Source organism: Sorangiineae bacterium MSr11367, assembly GCA_037157805.1.
Lineage (GTDB): Bacteria > Myxococcota_A > Polyangia > Polyangiales > Polyangiaceae > Pendulispora > Pendulispora rubella.
This window is the reverse complement of the sequence record CP089983.1, coordinates 3,771,157-3,790,259: the sequence shown is the minus strand read 5'-3', so window position 1 is coordinate 3,790,259 and position 19,103 is coordinate 3,771,157. Positions and strand designations below refer to the sequence as shown.

The 19,103-nt window shown below is 65.2% G+C and carries 16 protein-coding genes and 1 tRNA gene; 9 read left to right on the top strand and 8 right to left on the bottom strand.

Translation table 11 applies throughout. The features are described from left to right. Nucleotides 1–2: 2 nt before the first annotated feature. The 7 genes from gspE to LVJ94_15215 form a co-directional block, all read right to left on the bottom strand. Nucleotides 3–1,838, bottom strand: coding sequence for a type II secretion system ATPase GspE (gspE, locus tag LVJ94_15245; GenBank protein WXB08587.1), 1,836 nt, complete (start codon nucleotides 1,836–1,838; stop codon nucleotides 3–5). After that, entirely contained in the window at nucleotides 1,838–4,477 is a 2,640-nt protein-coding gene (gspD, locus tag LVJ94_15240; GenBank protein ID WXB08586.1) for a type II secretion system secretin GspD, read from the bottom strand. The genes gspE and gspD overlap by 1 nt, the downstream gene beginning before the upstream one ends. 12 nt (nucleotides 4,478–4,489) lie before the next feature. Then, a complete protein-coding gene (locus LVJ94_15235) occupies nucleotides 4,490–4,756 on the bottom strand; it encodes a hypothetical protein (GenBank protein ID WXB08585.1) in 267 nt (88 codons plus the stop codon). Nucleotides 4,757–4,813: 57 nt separating this feature from the next. Beyond that, nucleotides 4,814–5,737, bottom strand: coding sequence for a general secretion pathway protein GspC (locus LVJ94_15230; protein ID WXB08584.1), 924 nt, complete (start codon nucleotides 5,735–5,737; stop codon nucleotides 4,814–4,816). Nucleotides 5,738–5,935: 198 nt separating this feature from the next. Further along, nucleotides 5,936–7,342, bottom strand: coding sequence for a sigma-54 dependent transcriptional regulator (locus LVJ94_15225; GenBank protein ID WXB08583.1), 1,407 nt, complete (start codon nucleotides 7,340–7,342; stop codon nucleotides 5,936–5,938). A gap of 212 nt (nucleotides 7,343–7,554) precedes the next feature. Next, nucleotides 7,555–8,112, bottom strand: a complete 558-nt coding sequence (locus LVJ94_15220) for an isochorismatase family protein (protein ID WXB08582.1) — start codon at nucleotides 8,110–8,112, stop codon at nucleotides 7,555–7,557. 11 nt (nucleotides 8,113–8,123) lie between these two features. Next, entirely contained in the window at nucleotides 8,124–8,588 is a 465-nt protein-coding gene (locus tag LVJ94_15215) for a hypothetical protein (GenBank protein WXB08581.1), read from the bottom strand. Nucleotides 8,589–8,650: 62 nt separating this feature from the next. On the opposite strand from LVJ94_15215, the gene LVJ94_15210 reads away from it, so the two are divergent. The 3 genes from LVJ94_15210 to bioA all read left to right on the top strand — a co-directional run bounded on the left by LVJ94_15210 (nucleotide 8,651) and on the right by bioA (nucleotide 12,515). Then, nucleotides 8,651–9,616: a hypothetical protein gene (locus LVJ94_15210; GenBank protein ID WXB08580.1), complete on the top strand. Its 966-nt coding sequence runs from the start codon at nucleotides 8,651–8,653 to the stop codon at nucleotides 9,614–9,616. Between the two features lie 72 nt (nucleotides 9,617–9,688). Beyond that, nucleotides 9,689–11,209: an ATP-binding protein gene (locus tag LVJ94_15205; GenBank protein WXB08579.1), complete on the top strand. Its 1,521-nt coding sequence runs from the start codon at nucleotides 9,689–9,691 to the stop codon at nucleotides 11,207–11,209. Nucleotides 11,210–11,228: 19 nt separating this feature from the next. Further along, nucleotides 11,229–12,515, top strand: coding sequence for an adenosylmethionine--8-amino-7-oxononanoate transaminase (gene bioA / locus LVJ94_15200; protein ID WXB08578.1), 1,287 nt, complete (start codon nucleotides 11,229–11,231; stop codon nucleotides 12,513–12,515). Here bioA and LVJ94_15195 read toward each other — a convergent pair. Further along, a complete protein-coding gene (locus tag LVJ94_15195) occupies nucleotides 12,508–12,861 on the bottom strand; it encodes a cupredoxin domain-containing protein (GenBank protein ID WXB08577.1) in 354 nt (117 codons plus the stop codon). The genes bioA and LVJ94_15195 overlap by 8 nt on opposite strands. Nucleotides 12,862–12,969: 108 nt before the next feature. On the opposite strand from LVJ94_15195, the gene LVJ94_15190 reads away from it, so the two are divergent. From LVJ94_15190 to ureC, 6 genes are all read left to right on the top strand, one after another. Further along, the gene (locus LVJ94_15190; GenBank protein WXB08576.1) at nucleotides 12,970–13,647 is read left to right on the top strand and encodes a dienelactone hydrolase family protein; all 678 of its coding nucleotides are present in this window, start codon (nucleotides 12,970–12,972) and stop codon (nucleotides 13,645–13,647) included. A gap of 246 nt (nucleotides 13,648–13,893) precedes the next feature. Next, nucleotides 13,894–15,393, top strand: coding sequence for an MATE family efflux transporter (locus LVJ94_15185; protein ID WXB08575.1), 1,500 nt, complete (start codon nucleotides 13,894–13,896; stop codon nucleotides 15,391–15,393). A 121-nt stretch (nucleotides 15,394–15,514) separates the two neighbouring features. Then, a tRNA-Pro gene (locus tag LVJ94_15180) sits at nucleotides 15,515–15,588 on the top strand. Nucleotides 15,589–15,730: 142 nt separating this feature from the next. Then, complete coding sequence (locus LVJ94_15175) at nucleotides 15,731–16,531, top strand: SDR family NAD(P)-dependent oxidoreductase (GenBank protein WXB08574.1); 801 nt, start codon at nucleotides 15,731–15,733, stop codon at nucleotides 16,529–16,531. 44 nt (nucleotides 16,532–16,575) lie between these two features. Further along, nucleotides 16,576–17,376, top strand: coding sequence for an urease accessory protein UreD (locus LVJ94_15170; protein WXB08573.1), 801 nt, complete (start codon nucleotides 16,576–16,578; stop codon nucleotides 17,374–17,376). Nucleotides 17,377–17,390: 14 nt separating this feature from the next. Then, nucleotides 17,391–19,103 carry an urease subunit alpha gene (gene ureC, locus LVJ94_15165; GenBank protein WXB08572.1) on the top strand — a complete coding sequence of 571 codons (1,713 nt, stop codon included), beginning with the start codon at nucleotides 17,391–17,393 and terminating at the stop codon, nucleotides 19,101–19,103.

Below are 19,103 nucleotides of genomic sequence, written 5' to 3'. Positions count from 1 at the left end.
CGCTACCTCGCTGCGGCGGCGGGCATGGAACCCGCCGACACCGTGGATGCGGCCTCGCCCACGCCGACGTCCTCCTGCGTGGCCGCGAGCACTTCCTCGACGCTGGTGAGGCCGGTCAACACTTTGCGCGCGCCGTCATCGCGCAAGCTGTCCATCCCCTGATCGATAGCCGTGCGCTTCAAGGCCTGCGCGTCGGCGTTCCTCAAGATGAGCGGGCCCACCGCATCATCCATGAGCAAAAGCTCGTAGATACCGCGCCGGCCGGTGAAGCCGGTGTTCGCGCAGCGCGAGCAGCCCTTGGGGCGGAAGAACGTGGGGCGCGTGCCCGGGGGGAGCTCGAGGATGTCCGGCTCGGTCACCGTGCGGGGAAAATAACGCGATTGCGCATTGTTCATGCGCGCTTTGCGCTGGCGGATGCGCTCGCGGTGAAGGCCCAGCTCCTCGAGCTCGAAGTCCTCGGCGGGGTACGCTTCCTTGCAGTGTGGGCAGAGAACGCGCACGAGGCGCTGTGCGAGGATGCCGATGACGCTGGAGCGGATGAGGAACGGCTCGACGCCCATGTCGACCATACGCGTGACGGCGCCGGCGGCGTCGTTGGTGTGGATCGTGGAGAGCACCAAGTGGCCGGTGAGCGATGCGTTGATCGCGATTTCCACCGTTTCCTTGTCGCGGATCTCACCGACCATGACCACGTCCGGGTCCTGACGGAGAAAGGCGCGCAGCGCGCTGGCGAAGGTGAGGCCGATCTTCGGATTCACGTGCACCTGGTGGATGCCGCCAATCTCGTACTCGACCGGGTCCTCGGCCGTGAGGATGTTCAAGTCGGGCCGATTGATTCGATTGATGCACGCGTAGAGCGTGGTCGTCTTTCCGGAACCCGTGGGACCCGTGACGAGGATGATCCCGTCCGGACGGCGAATGAGCCCGTCCATCAACGCGTAATCGCGCGGGGAAAATCCCAGGTCGGGCAGGTCGAGGAGCACGCTCGACTTGTTCAAGAGACGCATCACGATGCGCTCGTACGCGCGGCTCGTGGGGATGGTGCTGACGCGGATGTCGAAGCTCTTGCCGGCGATCTTCTTGGTGATGCGGCCGTCTTGCGGGAGGCGCTTCTCGGCGATGTTGAGCGCACTCTCGATTTTGATGCGCGAGACGATGGCATTCATGAAGGTTCGCGGTGCGCGGCGCTTGATATAGAGGTCGCCGTCGATGCGGTAGCGAACCAAGACTTCTTTTTCTTCCGGCTCGATATGGATATCGCTCGCCCTCTCTTTCATCGCTTGCATGAAGAGGGAGTTGACCCAGCGAATGACCGGCGCCTCGTCGTCGCTGTCGAGGATGTCGCTCGCCGCGTCGTCGTCGGACACGTCGGCTTCGTCGGTCTCGAGCTCGCCGCCGCCGGCCACGCGCTCGTAGACGCGGTTGATGGCATCGACGACTTGCTCGCCGGGTGCCACCTGCGCCTCCACGGGCTTGCCGAAGAGCAGGCGCAGGTCATCGAGCGCGGCGGTGTCGAACGGATCGGCGCAGATGGCATGCATCGCCCGATCGTCTTCGTGGATGACCACGATTTTGTGCTGCTTGGCGAAGGTGATGGGAACGCGCGTGGCGAGCTGCGTCGGGATCTTCTCCGACTCGATGCGGTCGACGTACGGAAGCTCCGCCTCCTCGGCCAGGGCGCGCCCCACCGTGGCCTCGTCGGTGATCTGCGCATCGACGAGCAAGTCGATGAGCGAGCCGCCCTTTTCTTTCTGAATGGCGTAGATGCCCTCGAGGCGCTCGGGCGGAACCACACCGCGCCGTGCGAGGAGCTCGCCCATGAAGCGCTCTTCGGCCATTAGCGCTCCACCTGGTTGATCTGCCGGGTCGGCGGCGTCACCGTCACACCCGGCGAGGGCGTGGGCGGCGGAGCACCGCGAACCGGTCCCGGGGTGATGGTCGGTGCCGGCGTCGGATGCGCCGGCGCGCCGGGATTGACCGACGGAGAGCGTGGCGCGGCAGGCATTTCCAGCGGCTCGCTCGGCTCGTGCGTGATCAGCTCTTTCGGCTTCAAGAGATCGTCGAGCTTCTTGCGCTCTTCGACACCGCGGTAGCTCTGACGAATGAATTCGACGAGGCCGTTGGTGCGCGAATAGTCCTTCGGCGGCTGGTAATCCGAGTCGTCGCTGAATACGAAATAGCGATCCAGGAATTGTTGACGCTCTTCCATCTTGCGTTCGTAAATCGTACGCAAATCCGCCTGCTCGCGGATGATGTATGGCGTCATGATGAGGATGAGGTTCGTCTTTTCCATGCCGTTCTTCGTGGAACGGAACAGCGCACCCAGTACGGGTATGTCGCCCAATACCGGGATTTTTTCCTCCGAGTGCGTCAGGCGATTTCGCATCAAACCACCGATGACCACCGTCTGCTGATCCTGGACGACCAGCATGGTCTCGGCATTGCGCTTGGTGATGGGAACGACGCCGGCGGTACCGACGGCGGACTTCGCCTCGCTGATTTCCTCGTTCAGCTCGAGACGCACCTCGTTCGAGTCGTTCAGGTGCGGCGTGATGGTGAGCTTGGTGCCGACGTCCTGACGAGCGCCCGTTCCACCGAAGCCGCCGAAGCCGCCCAAACCGCCCAACGCGCCGAGTGCACCGGCCTGCGACTGCGCACCCGTACCCACGCCGGGGAACGACGGGAGGCTCAGGTTTTGCTGGAGCGGGATGTTCTCACCGATGTTGATGATTGCCTTCTGGTTGTCCGTCGCCAGGATGTGCGGCGTCGAGAGGACGTCGGTGTCCGTCGACGTCGCGAGCGCTTGGACGACGAGACCGAACGACGGAATCGTAATGCCGGTACCGAGCAGGTTTTCCGAGCCGGGGATCGCCGGTCCACGAACGCCGAGCGCGAGGCCCTGGAGCAATTCGGGGCTCGCCGTGGGCAGGCCGATCGACTTGATGGGATTCAAGCCGCCGTAAATGAGGCCGTCGCTGTTCTCGCCGAAGGTGTCGCCACCGTGGAAGTTGAACCCGAGCTGGTTGGAGCGCGTGATCGAGAGGTCGAGAATGACGGCCTCGATGAACACGGAGCGACGCGGAAGGTCGAGCCTGTCGACCACCGCACGGAGCGACGCGTAGTCGCGCATCGACGAGGTGACGACGATCGAGTTGGTGGCCTTGTCGGCGCTGACTTTGACACCACCTTCGAAAATGCCTTGCTGCTGCGCCCCACCACCGCCGCCGCCGCCGCCCTGCTGTTGCCCACGACCGCCTTGGCCGCCGCCCCCGCCTCCGGAGCTGCCGCCGGTGCCGGTGATGATCTCGTTCAGCGTCTTGGTGAGCTCGACGGCGTCGGCGTGCTGCAGCGGAAGGACGTGGATTTCGCCCTCCGTCGTCTGCGGCACGTCCATCTTCTTGATGATCTCGAGGATGCGCAGGTACGCCTTCTCGGTGGCGACGATGATGATCTTGTTCGTGCGCTCGTCCGGAAGGATCTTCGAGATGTGGAGATCCCCCCCTCCCGCACCGCTGCCGCCACTGCTGGCCGCCGCCGCGGGTGGTCCGCCGCGCGGGCCCGATGGCGGTGGAGACGACGACGAGCCGCTCTTGATGTCGAACAGCTCGTTCACGCGCTGGGCGATGTCCGCCGCGGACGCGTAATTGATGGTCTCCATCCAGATCTGGTCGCCGGCGCCGCCGACGTCGATCTCCTCGACGATGGACATCATGCGGCGAATGTTCGTCCCCGTATCCGTGAGGATGAGCATGTTGCCGGCGCTGTACGAGGAGACGTCCGCGTCCTTGCTCTTGAACTTGCCGAGCAGGTTCGCCACCTCGTCGGCGTTCACGTTGCGCAGGCGGTGCATGCGCGTGACGTAGCGATCCTCGACCGGGGCGCCCTGCTGCGGGCCGACGGTGGGCGTGGACTGCGACGCGATGCCCGCCGTCTCGACGATCTTCAGAAAGCGGCCGTGCGGAATGACGGTGAGGCCATTGGTCTCCAAGATGGAGAGGAACGCCTGATACGCCTCGGCCACGGTGACTTTTTGCGGCGAGTAGACGCTCGCCTTGATGTTGCGCACCTTGCCGCCGAAGATGAAGCGCTTGCCCGTGAGCTGTCCGATGACACGCACGAGCTCCGGCAGGTCGGCATCTTCCAGCGAGAAGGCCACGCGGTAGTTGGGGCTCCGCGGCTCGAACTCCATCGCCGAGTCGAATTGCGGAAGCTTGTCCGTATCGCCCTGGGCCTTGCCGGCCGGCGATTCGGTCGGCTTTCCCTTGGCACCTGCAGCGGGCGGCGTGGGGAGCGCCGGCCGGCCCGCACCTGGAGCTGCGGGTGTTGCGGGTGCGGCCGGAGGCGTCGCCGCGGTGGCCGCTGGAGGCTGCGCTCTGTTTGGGGGCGTAGGCGGAGTTTGACCGCGGACGTCACGAACCGCGCCCGAAACGAGCGTACCTAGGGATACCGCCGCAAGGAGGGAAAGTCTTTTTCTCATCTCGATGGAATTTCAGATCTCGTTACCCGCACTGGGGGCTTTTTGGGGCTTCCGAAGTACACCGGCTGCCCCTGCGGAACCAACTTTCCCATCGCCTGCAGCCGCTTGCGCCGCGGGCGTGGCTTGCGCCGTGGGGCTACTGCCCACCGCCGTCTTCGTGATGAAGAGTGCGATGAGGCTCGCCGTCCCGAGAATCATGACGGCACCTCCCAACATCGTGACCACGGTCACGACCGTTTTTCGCATCAGGCCATCGTTCTCGGTTTCGGTGACATTCATATCCAACTCCGGTCCAATCCCACGAGCGCACTGCAAAACTACGAAAATACTCTCGGACTATTTGATGTTGTAATCGAGATTCACATCCTGGCCGCGGCGGTTGATGCTCACGGTCAAGTGGTCGGCCATGCGAAGGCGCGCGTACGCCTCGAGAGCCTTTTCGGGGCTCGCCATGTCGAAGCCGTTGATCTTCTGGAGACGGTCGCCATTCTCCATTCCGAGCTGGCCGAGGAGCGTGTCGGGCCGCACGCCAAAGAGGTTGATGCCCACGACCTTGCCGTTTTCCTGCACGGGCACGATGCGCGCTTGGCGCATCAGTTCCGCCTGATTCTCGAGAATCTTATCGACCACGCCGCGGTCGATGTTGAACTCCGTCGCGCTGAGTTTTTGAATGCCCTTCGCGATGTCCGGGCTGACGGACGGTGCTCCGCCGCGTACGGGGGCGGAGGGCGCGGGGGGAGGCGGCGGCGGCTTGGCCGGCTCGTCGCCCTTGAAGAGTTGCGCCTGGCAGCGCGTGCCGCCGCTGGTCAGCCAGACGCGGTCCCAACCGACGAATTCCACGGTCTTCCCGTTGAAGTCGTTGCCGCTCCGGCGCAATTGCGACGGTGCGTTGTCGCTGCCCGAGCTAAGCGCCGCGAAGGACCACCTCTCGTCGGACGACGCTGCGATGATCAGAACCTTCACACCGTCGCAGGCCGGCGCCGAATAGGGATCGCTCAGATCCGGTCCCGGGGCTGGCCCCTCTTCGGTGGTGGCCACCTTGTTGAGCGGCCCCGTCACCGAATCGAACGGGTTGCGTGAAAGGATGGGATCCGCGTTGGTCGAGTGCCCGCCTGCCGCACTGGCAACGAGAGCCGGACTCTTGGCCGCCAGCGGCGGCGTCGAGAGCTGCTTCTCGTCCGCCGCGAGCCCGATGCCGATGATCTGCGTAACCCCGCTCGCGCCGAAAAAGGCCGCAACCGCAGTGAGTACGAGGATCACTGCCCAAAAATTACGCTTGAGAACCTGGTCGACCGCCATTCGTGAGACTCCGCCAAAGAGACGCCTAGCGAGTGCCATGCCATCCCATGAACGGGGGGTTTCACGCAATATTTCCCTGGCCGGCATCGCGGCCGTTCGACACCTTGGCGCCGGCAGCGGGTTGAGCGCCGGAGGCGCGACAAAGTGTCAATGAGAACGCTACCCCTCGGCTGCTTCCGGGACGCCGTCGAGTTTCCGGTAGATGGTGCGGGTCGAAATCCCCAACAATTGAGCGGCGACGGACTTGTCGCCCTTCGTATGACGCAACGTCTCCTTGATGACCCGCAGCTCGATTTCCTCGAGCGGCGTGCCGATGGGAAACGTCAGGGCGGTGGGCGTGGGCGGCGCGGCATGCGCGATGGCGTCGGGGAGATCGTGCTCCGTCAAGGTGTCGCTCCGCGAAAGGACGACCGCTCGCTCGACGACGTTCTCCAGCTCGCGCACGTTGCCCGGCCAGTGGTAGTCGAGCAGCTTGTCCAGCGCGATCCGCGACACGGTGAGCCGCGCCTTGCCATTCTTGGCCGCGTAGAGCCCGAGGAAGTGATCCACGAGCAGCGCGATGTCCTCCCGCCGCGCCCGCAGCGGTGGCGCCGTGATGGCGATGACATTGAGGCGGTAGTACAGATCCTCGCGAAATCGCCCCGCCTGCACCTCGGCGAGCAGGTCGCGGTTCGTGGCGGCGACGATGCGCACGTCGGACTTCTCGGTATCTCCGCCGAGGGGCTCGAACTCCCCTTCTTGAAGCACGCGCAGCAGCTTCACCTGCACCTGGGGCGACAGTTCGCCGATTTCATCGAGAAAAAGCGTGCCCCCTGCCGCTTTGGCGAAACGCCCTTCCTTCTTGCCGGTCGCCCCGGTGAAGGCGCCGCGCTCGTGGCCGAAAAGTTCGCTCTCCAGGATGGTCTCCGGGATGGCCGCGCAGTTGACCGCCACGAACGGACGCTTGGCGCGGGCGCTGCGGTCGTGGATGTAGCGCGCGAGCAACTCTTTGCCCGTGCCGCTCTCGCCCAGGACGAGCACCGTGGCCATGCTCGGTGCGGCCTGCGTGGCCACGTCGATCACGCGGCGCAACGTGGGCGAGCTTCCCACGATTTCGCGGGTGGTGAGGCGTTTGATCTCGTTCTTGAGCGAGCGATTCTCCAGGACGAGCTTTTGCTTCTCCGCCGCCTTGCGCACACTCTTGACGATGGTGAGCCGCTTGAGCGGCTTCTCGACGAAGTCGTACGCGCCCTCCCGCATGGCGCTGACGGCGGCCTCCACCGAGCCGTACGCGGTCATGAGCACCACCTCGATCTCCGGGGTGACCTGCTTCACCGCCCGCAGAAGCTCCAGACCTGTCGTGCCCGGCATCATCAGATCGGTCAGCATCACGTTGATGCGGTGCGAGCGGACCTGCTCGAGCGCCTGCTTCGCGTCGCAGGCCGAGAGGACGCGCATGTTCTCGCGCACGAAAATCTTCTGCAACGACTCCACGTTGGAGCGCTCGTCGTCGACGACCAGCACCGTGATGTCCCCGTCTGTCGTCACCACGGAGGTGGAGGTTTCGCTCGCTTCCGGCCCCTGCATTTCTGCCATCTTGCCAGCATGACATCGCAGCGGGACAAAATGTTCCTCATCCGGAGGAGATCACAGGAAGACGGGAAGACGGGAAGATCGGAGAGATTTTTTTGGGATTTCAATGAGCCTACCGGGGCGAATTGAAAACCCACAAAAAGCGTTCCGCGACGTCCCTGCCGTCCGTCCTTCCCGTCTTCCCGTCTTCCTGTGAATCTCTCTTCTTATTTCACCAGGCGCGAGATGGCCTTGAAGTCTTCGCTGCCGGCGCGGCCGAGCCAATCGAACGCCACCGCCTCGGTGACGGTCGGGATGGCGCCGGCCCGGGCGATCAGCGACAGGCCCGCGGTCCGGTTCTCTTCGCGGCGTGAGGCGACGGCATCCTCGACGACGTAGGTCGTGTAGCCCCGGCGCGAGAGCTCGCGCGCGGTCTGGAACACGCAGATGTGTGCTTCCATCCCGAGCACCACGGCCTGACGGGCATGGGTGCCGGTGAGCGCCCGCGCGAACGCGGGTTCCGCACATGCGTCGAAATCGATCTTCTCGATGGGCGCAACGCCCATGCCCTCGAGCCGCTCCCGAAGGGGGCTGACGGTGGGACCGAGACCCTTTTTGTATTGCTCGCTCACGAGCACCGGGATGCGCAGACGCGACGCGGCCTCCAGCAGGATTCCGGCGTTCTGAACCAGCCGCGCCATGGTGTCCTCGGGCATCGCCGCGGCCAGACGCTCTTGAACGTCCACCACCACGAGCACACTGCTATCTGCGGTGAGTCGATCCATCGTCCGGCGCATCATAGCGCGAGCCTGAGTCGAAACGAGCGCAAGAGTTTGCCCGTGTCGCCGCGCAGATCGAAGCGAACCAAGCCGCGCCCCACCTCGCGATCCGCCTCGTCATAAATGCTGAGAGGCAACGTGGAGATGGAGTCCGCCAGGTAGATGAGCGAGAAGTCCTTCTGGCCGCGCACGCGGCGGACCTTGCCCTTGTCGTCCTTGAAGGAGAAGCCGTACGGCAGGCGCTTCTCTTGAAGCTTGAACGAAAGCGTGCCCGAGAGCGGCTGGTTGGTGGCCAGGCCCTCCAGGGTGACCTCGCCCTCGATCTCCGCGACCTGCTCGCGCAAAAAGCGGCGGAAGCCTTTGGTGCGGGCCACCAGGGTGAACTCCATGGCGCGCTCGTCGAGTGGCGTGTCGAGCAAGTGGTACGTACCGCGCATCGTTTCGCGAAAGCGGAAGCCGAGCATGGCGGCGTAGTGTGCCATCCAAATTCCAATTGCGAAAGGACGCGCGCGCAGCGATCGTGGCCCCGACCAAGGAGCCGACCATGAAATCCCCCCTCAATCTTGCAGCGCTTTTCGCAGTCCCGCTCGCGCTCGCGGTGGCTGCATGCGGCGGAGAAAGCGACAATCTTCCGCCACCGCCACCACCCCCTCCGCCCGCGCCAGCCGCTGCGGCCGCCACCACGGCGCCGCCGGCCGCCACGCAAGAGGCAGCGCCCGAGAAGCCGCCCGCACCGGCGGTCACGCTCACCGCGGGTGCGGCCAGCCCCGATCCGGCGGCGCCCCTGCCGACGGCCAAGATCGCGGCGCCCACGAAGGGCCAGGTCGTTGCGGCGGACAAGGCGAACGACTTCGCCGTGAAGCTCGACGTGAAGAATTGGCAGACGGCCACGGGCAGCTCGCACGTTCACCTGATCCTCGACCACAAGCCGTACAAGGCGATCTACGACCCGAAGGCGCCCGTCAAATTGTCCGAGCTGACGGCCGGCGAGCCGCTCACCGAAGGACAGCACGTGCTCGCGACGTTCCCGAGCCGCGCGAACCACGAGTCGGTGAAGACGAAGGACGCGCTCAACGTCGTCGAGTTCTACGTCGGCAAGAAGGGCACGCCGACGGTCGACGTGAAGAAGCCGTTCCTCATCTACAGCCGTCCGAAGGGCGAATACAAAGGCGACATGGCCAACCATGTCCTCATCGATTTCCAATTGCTGAACGATGTGCTGTCCGAGGACAAGGATCACGTCAACATCGCGGTGAGCGGCCCCGGGATCGAAGGCAACCTGACGGCCAAAGTCACCAAGTTCGGTACGCCGTACTACCTGGATAATTTGCAGAACGGCACCTACACGGTGAAGCTCGATCTGGTCGACAAGAACGACAAGCCCGTGCCGGGTGCATGGAACAGCGTGTCGCGCGAGATCAAGATCGACCACGAAGGCCAAGCAGAGCCGATGCCTGGCCACGATATGTCGAAGCCGGATTCGGCCAAGCCCGCCGCGCCGAAGAAGTAGCTTGCAGCCCCCCATGCACGTTCCCGTTCCCCTTCCCGATCTGAATTCGGGCAGGGGCACGGGCACGGGCACGTGTACGGAGGGAGAATCTCCGGCTATGGTACCGCCAAGTTGGATTGGACCTTCGGCGCCCTTTGCGGCAGTCTCGCGGTATATGCCTTCGTAGGCCTCTACTCGGCCTTCGTCTGGTCGCGTGAAGCGTGGGCCAGCGATCTCGTATTTTTCGCGCTGTTCGCGTTTTCTCAATTTGGCTATTCGCTCACGCAGCTGTTCCACCTCTCGCACGCCGGCCCGCACGATGGTCGATTCGGGTTTGCCTGCGTGGTCATCGGGCTGCTCGCGGTCATGCACCATGCGGAGCGCCGGGCCAGTGTGGCGCAGACGCGGCGATGGCTATGGTTCGCGTACGGCGGAGGGCTCTTCGCGTGCGTCCTCGACGCCGCGAACATCTTGCAGCAGCAAGACGACATCTCCGGTTGGTCGGCGCTCTTTCAGAGCCGGCTGACGGCGCTGGGCATCACCATCGTGCTGCTCCTCGCCTGTGGTGTGGGCGTGGCCACCTATCGCCTGGCGCGTCTTTACCTCGAAGGGATGAAGGACGCGCTGCCGGTCACCGCCGGCATGTTCCTCTTGTTTCTCACCATGGTGCACGAGGCCATGGTGTCGACCGGTGCACTCGGCGGATCGGGCATCGGCCGGCTTGGGTTCGTCGCGTTCTTGCTGGGCGGGTCGGGCTCGTACGCGTTCCGCTATTCCGCCGTGAGCCGTGAGCTCGAGGCGCGGACCGAGGAGCTCGAGCACACCACGCGCGAGCTTCGAAAGTCGTACCGCGATCTCCACTCCGCACAAGAGGAGCTCGGGCGCAAAGAGCAGCTCGCGGTGGTCGGCGAGTTGGCCGCGGTGGTCGCGCACGAGGTTCGCAATCCGCTGGCCGTGATCACCAATGCCGTCGCAGGCCTGCGCAGGCCCACCCTGCCCCGCGACGATCAAACGACGCTGCTGGGCATTTTGGAAGAAGAGACGACGCGCCTCAATCGACTGGTGTCGGATTTGTTGCGGTATGCGCGTCCGGTCAATGTTCAAAAGTCGAAGATTCGCATATCGGATCTTCTCGATCGGGCCCTGCAGCTCGCGAAGATCAAGGCCAAGAGCATCGAGGTCGCGACCAAGTACCACGTGGAGAATCCGCACGTGTGGGGCGACCCGAGCCTCCTTCGCCAGGTGTTCGACAACCTAGTGGAGAACGCGGTGCAGGCCATGTCGCACGGCGGCACGCTGTCGCTCCACGTCGATCGGCGCCAGGACGACGGCTTCGATGGATTCGCCGTCCACATCCGCGACACCGGCGAGGGCATGGACACCATCGTGCGCCTGCGCGCGCGCGATCCGTTCTTCACGACGCGCCCCAGCGGCACCGGGCTCGGCCTGGCCATCGTCGATCGCATCGTCGAGGCTCACGGCGGTTTCTTGCTCATCGAGAGCCGCGCCGGCGAAGGCACCACCGTCACCGTCTGCCTCCCCGCGGGCGCCGACGACGTGAACCAGGCCGACCTCGAACGCGCCGCCAAGCTCCGTGGCGGTCTCCCTTCCTGATCGTGCTAGTAAGCGGGGCATGACCCGCGACGAAATCGTTGCCCGAGACAAGGCGCACGTCTGGCACCCGTACACCGCGATGGACGAGTACCTCGCCGGCGATCCGCTGGTGATCGCGCGCGCCAAGGGCGCGTGGCTCGAGGACGTGGACGGCCGGCGCTACCTCGATGGCAATAGCTCGTGGTACACGGCCACACTCGGCCATGCGCACCCGCGCGTGGTGGCGGCGATGCGGCGGCAGGCCGAAGAAGGGCTCCTCCATTGCTCGCTCGCAGGCACCACGCACGAACCGGCGGCGCGCTTGGCCGAGGAGCTCGTGGCCATCGCCCCGCCCGGGCTAACGCGTGTATTCTACACGGACAACGGCTCCGGCTCCGTCGAGGTGGCGCTTCGCATGGCGCTGCAGCTGTACGGGCAGAACGGCGCGCCGAAGAAGCGCGGGGCCTTGGCCCTCGAGGGCGCCTTTCACGGCGACACCTTGGGCGCGGCGAGCCTCGGCGGGCTCGAGGTCTTTCGCCGCGTGGTCGGAGACATCGGCCTCACCTGCGTGCGCGTTCCGGTGCCAGATGTCGACGCGCACGCGCGCGCGTTCGACACGCTCGCGCGACTGTTGCGCGAAAAGGCCGACGAGACTGCGGCCATCATCATCGAGCCGATGGTGCAGGCTGCCGCGGGCATGCGCATCTACGATCCGGCGTTCTTGCGCGAGCTTCGCGCGTTGGCCGATCGGCACGACGTGATGCTCATCGCCGACGAAGTGTTCACCGGCTATGGCCGCACCGGTCCCATGTGGGCGGTGAACCATGCCGGGATCGCGCCGGACATCATGTGCATCGGCAAGGCCTTCTCGGCGATCCTTCCCATGGCGGCCACCCTCGCGAGCGAACGGGTCTTCGATGGCTTCCGCGGAACGAAAGATCGAGCGCTCTATTACGGGCACACCTTCTGCGGGAATCCGCTGGGCGCGGCCCTCGCGCGCGAGGTGTTGGCCATCTACCGCGAGGAGCAGATCCTCGAGCGCGCCAAGGAAAAGAGCCTCCTCATTGAGCGCGCCTTCGCGCGCATCGCCGAGATCCCCGGGGTGGCACGCGTGCGTCACCTCGGCATGGTCGGCGCGGCGGATCTCGGGCAGGGCTACCTCGGCAAGATCGGATGGCGCGTCTACGATGAGGCCCGCCGCCGCGGCGCCTACTTGAGACCGTTGGGCGACACCGTCTACGTGACGCCGCCGCTCACCATCTCGAACGACGACCTCACGCAGCTGCTCGGCATCGTCGAGGAGAGCGTGCGCGCCGTTCTTACTTAACGACGACCTGGCCCTTGTACATGTTCATGCCGCAGGCAAACGTCAGCGTTTTGTCCTGATCGGCGGGGATGTCGATCGACACCGGCTTGTTCAAGGGAAGCTCTTTGTTGATGCCCAGATCGGGGAACACCACCTCGGTGGCGCACGTTTGCTCGCTTGTGCGGGTGAACACCAGGTGCGAGGTTGCACCCTTTTTCACCGCAATCGCACTGGGGGTGAAGCCTTTCTCGTTGGCCTCCACCTTCAGCTCGCCGCCGGCGGGCACCTGCGCTGCCTCATCCGACTTGCTGCATCCGACGCTACCCCAGAGGCTCAACACGAACGCACCTACGAGAACCATCCTCATGACTTCCGTCTTAGCATGCGCACCTCTATCTTGGCCCGGCAGTGCCAGACACGTAGGCAAACCAGGCAAGAGCGGCATGTCAGCAGCAAAACCTTAGGAGACAGGGCCATGACCACACGCGTTGAATTTGCAGGGAAGAATGGCGAGACCGTCAAGGGCGACCTCGCCCTACCCGAGGGAAGCGCAAAGGCGCCGGCAGTCATCGTTCTGCAGGAATGGTGGGGCGTGAACGATCACATCCGCTCGATTGCCACGCGCCTCGCGAGCGCCGGGTTCCTTGCCATCGCGCCGGATTTGTACGACGGCGAAGAGGTGCCACTCACCAACGAAGCGCGCGCCTCGGAGCGGATGGACGGCCTCGATTGGGGGCGCGCCATTTCGCAGATCGCCGCGGCGGTGGCCTATGCGAAGTCGCACCCGCGTTCCACGGGCAAGGTTGGCGTGACGGGATTCTGCATGGGCGGCGCGCTCTCCTTCGTGACCGCGACCCAGCTCGAGGGACTCTCCGCCGTGGTCCCGTTCTATGGCATTCCGCCGAAGGCCGAATACGCCAAGGTCACGGCGCCGATCCTCACGCACGTGGCCAAGCACGATCAATGGGTTACGCCGGAAAAGGCCGATGCGGTGAAGCGCGAGCTCGAGTCACACGGCAAATCAATCGAGCTTCACGTGTATGACGCCGATCATGCGTTCTTCAATGACACGCGCGCCAAGGTCTACTCGGCGGAGAACGCAAAGGTTGCGTGGGATCGCACGATTGCGTTTTTGAAAAAGCATCTCGCGTAAACTATTCGCGATTATCGTCTTGACGAAATGCCACCTATCGGACATCGTTCATTCACCATGTCTCAAGTGACCGTCTTTACCACTGCACGCGACGCGGCTGTACGTCAGCCGAAGTTCATCGCGTACACGCTTCGTAAAGACTGATCCGTCGCTTTCGAGAGAAAGGCGACGGCAAACACCGTCGCCAGGCGCTCCTCGGAGCCCGCGCTTAGGCGATCCAGCTAGCGGGCTCCAGAGGACGTATTCATGTTTACTTCGCTTTTTCGACGCTATCGATTGAAACGATGGGTCGCCCACGTGCGCAAATTCTTGGCGCGCGAAGGGCGACCTTCCTTCACGGCAAACGCAAACGCACAGGCCAGCGCACGAACGCGTGCGGAGCTGTTTCAGCTGGCATGGCCCATCGTCATCGCCATGAGCGCCGAGACCATGCTCGGACTCGTGGACACCAAACTGGTGGGCGGGCTCGGACCTGCTGCCTTGGGCGGCGTCGGTCTGGCCACCATGATGATGTACGTTGGCTACTCGCTCGTATTCGGAGCGATGCGCGCGGTCAAAGTGCAGACCGCACACGCCGTGGGAGAGGGCCGTCCGCAAGACGGAATACGTTACGCACAGGCGGGCATCTTGATGGCCGTCGGCATCGGCGTGGCGCTGTTCATCTTCGGGCGCGACATTTCATGGCTTCTGCTGGCACTCGGCGTCGACCACGAGCTCATTGCACCGGCACGAGACTTCTTCTCGGCCGTCACCTACGGCTCCGTGGGCGTCACGGTGTTGGTGGCCTTGCACCAGCATCGCCAAGCCACGGGAGATACGCGCTCGCCGATGATCGTGGGCCTCGTGGCCAATGTCTTCAACGGCTTCTTCGCGTACGGCCTCATTTACGGGCACTGGGGTCTTCCCGCCCTGGGCGTGCGCGGTGCGGGTTATGCCACGGCCACGTCGGAGTACCTGGAGTGCATCATGCTGGGCGCTCTGCTGCTGCGGGACATGAAGCGCTGTCCCCCGAGCACCCTGCGCCTGCGCGAAGCCTGTCGCGGGGTGTGGGATCTGGGAATGCCCACTGCCATCCACTTCGGCGCCGAGACGCTCGCCTTCACGACGTTCACGGCGGTGCTGGGGACCTTGGCCAGCTCCGAGATTGCTTCCCACCAGGTTGCCATGGCAACGATCCGGACGTCGTTTCTTCCGGGCGTGGCCATCGCAGAGGCAGCGAGCATCCTCGTCGGTCGCTCGCTCGGTGAGAAGCGCCTCGACGAGGCGGACCGGGCCACATGGGCCGCATTGCAGCTCGCGGTCGGCTTCATGGCCGTCTGCGGGGTGATCTTCGCGGTCTTCGGCGGGGCGCTGGCGCACGGCTTCTCCACCGATCCGGAGGTGATCCGCATCACGCGCAACCTGCTCCTGGTGGCCGCCGTCTTCCAGGTGCTCGACGCGGTCAACATCGTCCTTCGCGGCGCCTTGCGCGGTGCCAAGGACGTGCGGGCCACGGCCATCATTGGTGTCACGGTGGTGTGGACCTGCGTCCCGACCGCCGCCTACGTGCTCGGGAAGCTTGCCGGGCTCGGCGCCTTGGGCGGGTGGCTCGGGTTCATCGGCGAGACGACGTTCTCGGCGACCTTCTTCTGGCTTCGCTACTGGCGGGGTCCCTGGCGTCGCGGATACGTGCCGCCGAGCGCCAATGCCCCCTCCACCGAAGGAGGCCTGGCGCAGGCCGAGAACGCCAGCCTGAACGCCGCCTAGCCGCGTTCTCTCCCCTCCCGATCCTCGGAAAATCGAGGCTCGGGAGCGGGAGGAACGAACCGATCGAATTATCCCATTGACGAAAACGCCGCTGCCGAGCATAAGGCAAGTCGCTTTCACACGGGGCGTAGCGCAGCCTGGTAGCGCACTCGGTTCGGGACCGAGGAGTCGGAGGTTCAAATCCTCTCGCCCCGACTACTGTCCGCGGTTTACACCGCGAACGTAGCTCGTTTCTTTGCCGTTCCTGTACTCGCTTCGCTCGTACAGGAACGGTCAAATCCGTGCGAGCAGGAACGGTCGTGGCAAGGGTCTCGCATATGCGGTGGACATGGGAACCATGTCGTCGCGCAGGCCGCTTGCGGTCGTAACGGGAGCCTCCAAGGGCATCGGGTACGAGCTCGCCAAGCAATTTGCCTCGAACGGATTCGACCTCGTCGTTTGCGCCGATCACGAGGACATCCACACCGCGGCAATGGAATTTGCCCAGCTCACGCACCGCGTGCACGCCGTGCAGGTCGACCTGGCCGAGTACGACGGGGTCGAGACGCTCTATGACTCGGCACAGAAGCTCGGGCCGATCGATGCACTCGCGGTGAATGCCGGCTTCGGCGTCGCGGGTGACTTCGCGCGCGAGACCGATCTGCGCGACGAACTGCGCATGATCCAGCTCAACGTGGTCTCCACCGTCCACCTGACGAAGCGGATCGTGAAGGACATGGTGGCGCGCGGCAAAGGGCGCATCCTCATCACGGCCTCCATCGCGGGCGCGATGCCCACGCCGCTCGAGGCGGTCTACGGTGCCACGAAGGCGTTCGACCTCTCCTTCGCGGCGTCGCTCCGCCACGAATTGAGGGACACCGGCGTAAGCGTCACGGCCATGGTGCCGGGACCGACGGACACGAACTTCGCCCACCGGGCGGGGCTCGATGACACGAAGGTGGCAGAAGAGAGCAAGAAGAACCATCCCGCGGACGTCGCCAAACAAGGCTTCGAAGCGCTCATGGATGGCAGGGACCGCGTTCATGCCGCGACCAGCCTGGGCACCAAGCTTCAAGCCGCCGCCCAACGCTTCGTCCCGGACGCCCTCAAGGCGGAATGGCATCGCAAAATGTCCGAACCCGGATCCGCCAGGAAGTAGAGTGCCGCCCGGGCAGCTCCCCTTCTCGGGCGCCCTGGGTGAGCATGGACGAAGATCGCGCGGGTCGAGGTCGGGTGGTCGCGGCATTCCGCGGCGGAAAAAATGTGCTCGAGCGCGCCTACGCGGAGAGTCCCCTGCGGCTCTTGCTGCCCAAGGTGCCGTACGTGACAGGCGCCACGGCCGCGTGGGTCTGTGTGACGAGCCTCGGCGGAGGCCTGGTGCGCGGCGATGCTCTGCGGCTCGATGTCGACGTCGACGAAGGCTCCACCTTGCTCCTGACGACGCAAGCCTCCACCAAAGCGTACCGCGGCGGCACGCGGCAGGTGCTGCACGCGCGGGTGGAGGGAACCCTGGTGGCACTGCCCGATCCCGTGGCTTGCTTCGCGGGCTCCACGTACGAATCGGAGGTGGCGGTGACCTTGGGCCCGTCGGCGACCTTGGTGCTGGTCGACGCGTTCACCTCGGGCCGGGCGGCCTACGGCGAGCGATGGGCATTCGAGCGGTTGGCAAGTCGCATTCACGTGGACCGCGGCGAACCGCTTCTGCGTGACGCGACGGTGCTCGATGCGCGGCATGGCTCGATTGCCGCGCGGTTCGGCCGGGTCGATGCGTACGCGACCTTGGTGGCCCTCGGTGCGCGCGCCGCGGATGTGATGGCCGCCATGCTGGCGCCCGGCCGCACCGCGAAGAACGTGCTCTACGCGCCGTCAAAGCTCGCGTGCGGCGACGGCGTGGTGGCCCGCGTCGCCGCGGAACGCACCGAGGATGTGCTGCGCGAGATTCGGTACCGCCTCGGAAACATCGCCGAAATATGCGGTGTGGATCCCTATGCTTCCAGGCATTAGCCTGGGGAAAAAACATGAGCCGCCTCGATCGACGTGCCTACGCCGCGATGTATGGTCCAACCACTGGTGATCGCGTGGCGCTCGGCGACACGGGCCTCGTCATCGAGGTCGAGCGCGACTTTGCGGTCTACGGCGACGAATGCAAGTTCGGCGGCGGCAAAGTGCTCCGCGACGAGATGGGCCAGATGGCCGGCATCGGGGACGCCGAGGCGCTGGACGTGGTCATCACGAATGCGCTGGTGGTCGACCACACGGGCATCTTCAAAGCGGACATCGGCATCAAGCATGGCCGCATCGTCGGCATCGGCAAAGCGGGCAACCCGCGCGTGATGGCCGGGGTGAGCGACAACATGCTCGTGGGCGTGACCACCGATGCGATCGCGGGCGAAGGCCTCATTCTGACGGCCGGCGGCATCGACACGCACATCCATTTCATCTGCCCGCAGCAGGCCGACGAGGCCATCGCCAGCGGCGTGACCACGATGGTCGGCGGCGGCACCGGCCCCACCACGGGCACGAACGCCACCACGTGCTCGCCCGGCATCCGCAACATCGAGATGATGCTGCGCGCGTGCGATGCCCTGCCCGTGAACATCGGGCTCACGGGCAAAGGGAACACGTCGCAGCCGGACGGCTTGGTCGATCAGATTCGCGCCGGCGCCATCGGGCTCAAGCTGCACGAGGACTGGGGCACCACGCCGCCGGCCATCGATTGCTGCCTCGGCGTGGCGGAAGCCGAAGACGTGCAGGTGACCATTCACACCGACACCTTGAACGAGTCGGGCTACGTGGACGATTCGATCGCCGCCTTCCGCGGCCGCACGATCCACACGTACCACACGGAGGGTGCCGGCGGCGGGCACGCACCGGACATCCTGCGCGTCGCCGGCGAGCCGAACGTCCTCCCGAGCTCGACGAACCCGACGCGCCCCTTCACGGTGAACACGCTCGACGAGCACCTCGACATGCTCATGGTCTGCCATCACCTGGACCGGCGCATCCCGGAGGACGTCGCGTTCGCCGAGAGCCGCATCCGTGGCGAGACCATCGCCGCCGAGGACGTGCTGCACGACTTGGGCGCGCTCAGCATGATGGCCAGCGACAGCCAGGCCATGGGACGTGTGGGCGAGGTCATTTGCCGCACGTGGCAGACCGCCGCGAAGATGAAGGGCGAGCGGGGCCGTCTGTCCGGGGAAAGCGGGGCGAACGACAACCTGCGGGCGCGGCGTTACATCGCGAAGTACACGATCAACCCGGCCATCGCGCATGGCATGTCGCGCGAGATTGGCTCCGTGGAAATCGGCAAGTGGGCCGACCTGGTGTTGTGGCGGCCGGCGTTCTTCGGAGTGAAGCCCGAGCTGGTGCTCAAGGGTGGCTTCGTGGCGTGGTCGCAGATGGGCGATCCCAATGCGTCGATCCCAACGCCGCAGCCGTCGTACATGCGGCCGATGTTCGGGGCGATGGGCCGCGCGGTGGGCGCCTCGTCCTTGACCTTCGTCTCGCAGCGCGCGCTCGCCGAGGGCGGACTGGCCAAGCTGGGGCTCAGCAAGCGCGCGGTCGCCGTGGAGCGATGCCGCGGACTCGGCAAGCGCGACATGGTGCTCAACGACACGCTGCCGGCGATGCGGGTCGATCCCGAGACGTACGAGGTCTTCGCCGACGGCGTTCTCCTCACCGCGAGCCCTGCGAAGGTCGTCCCGCTGGGGCGGCTGTACTCGCTCTTTTGA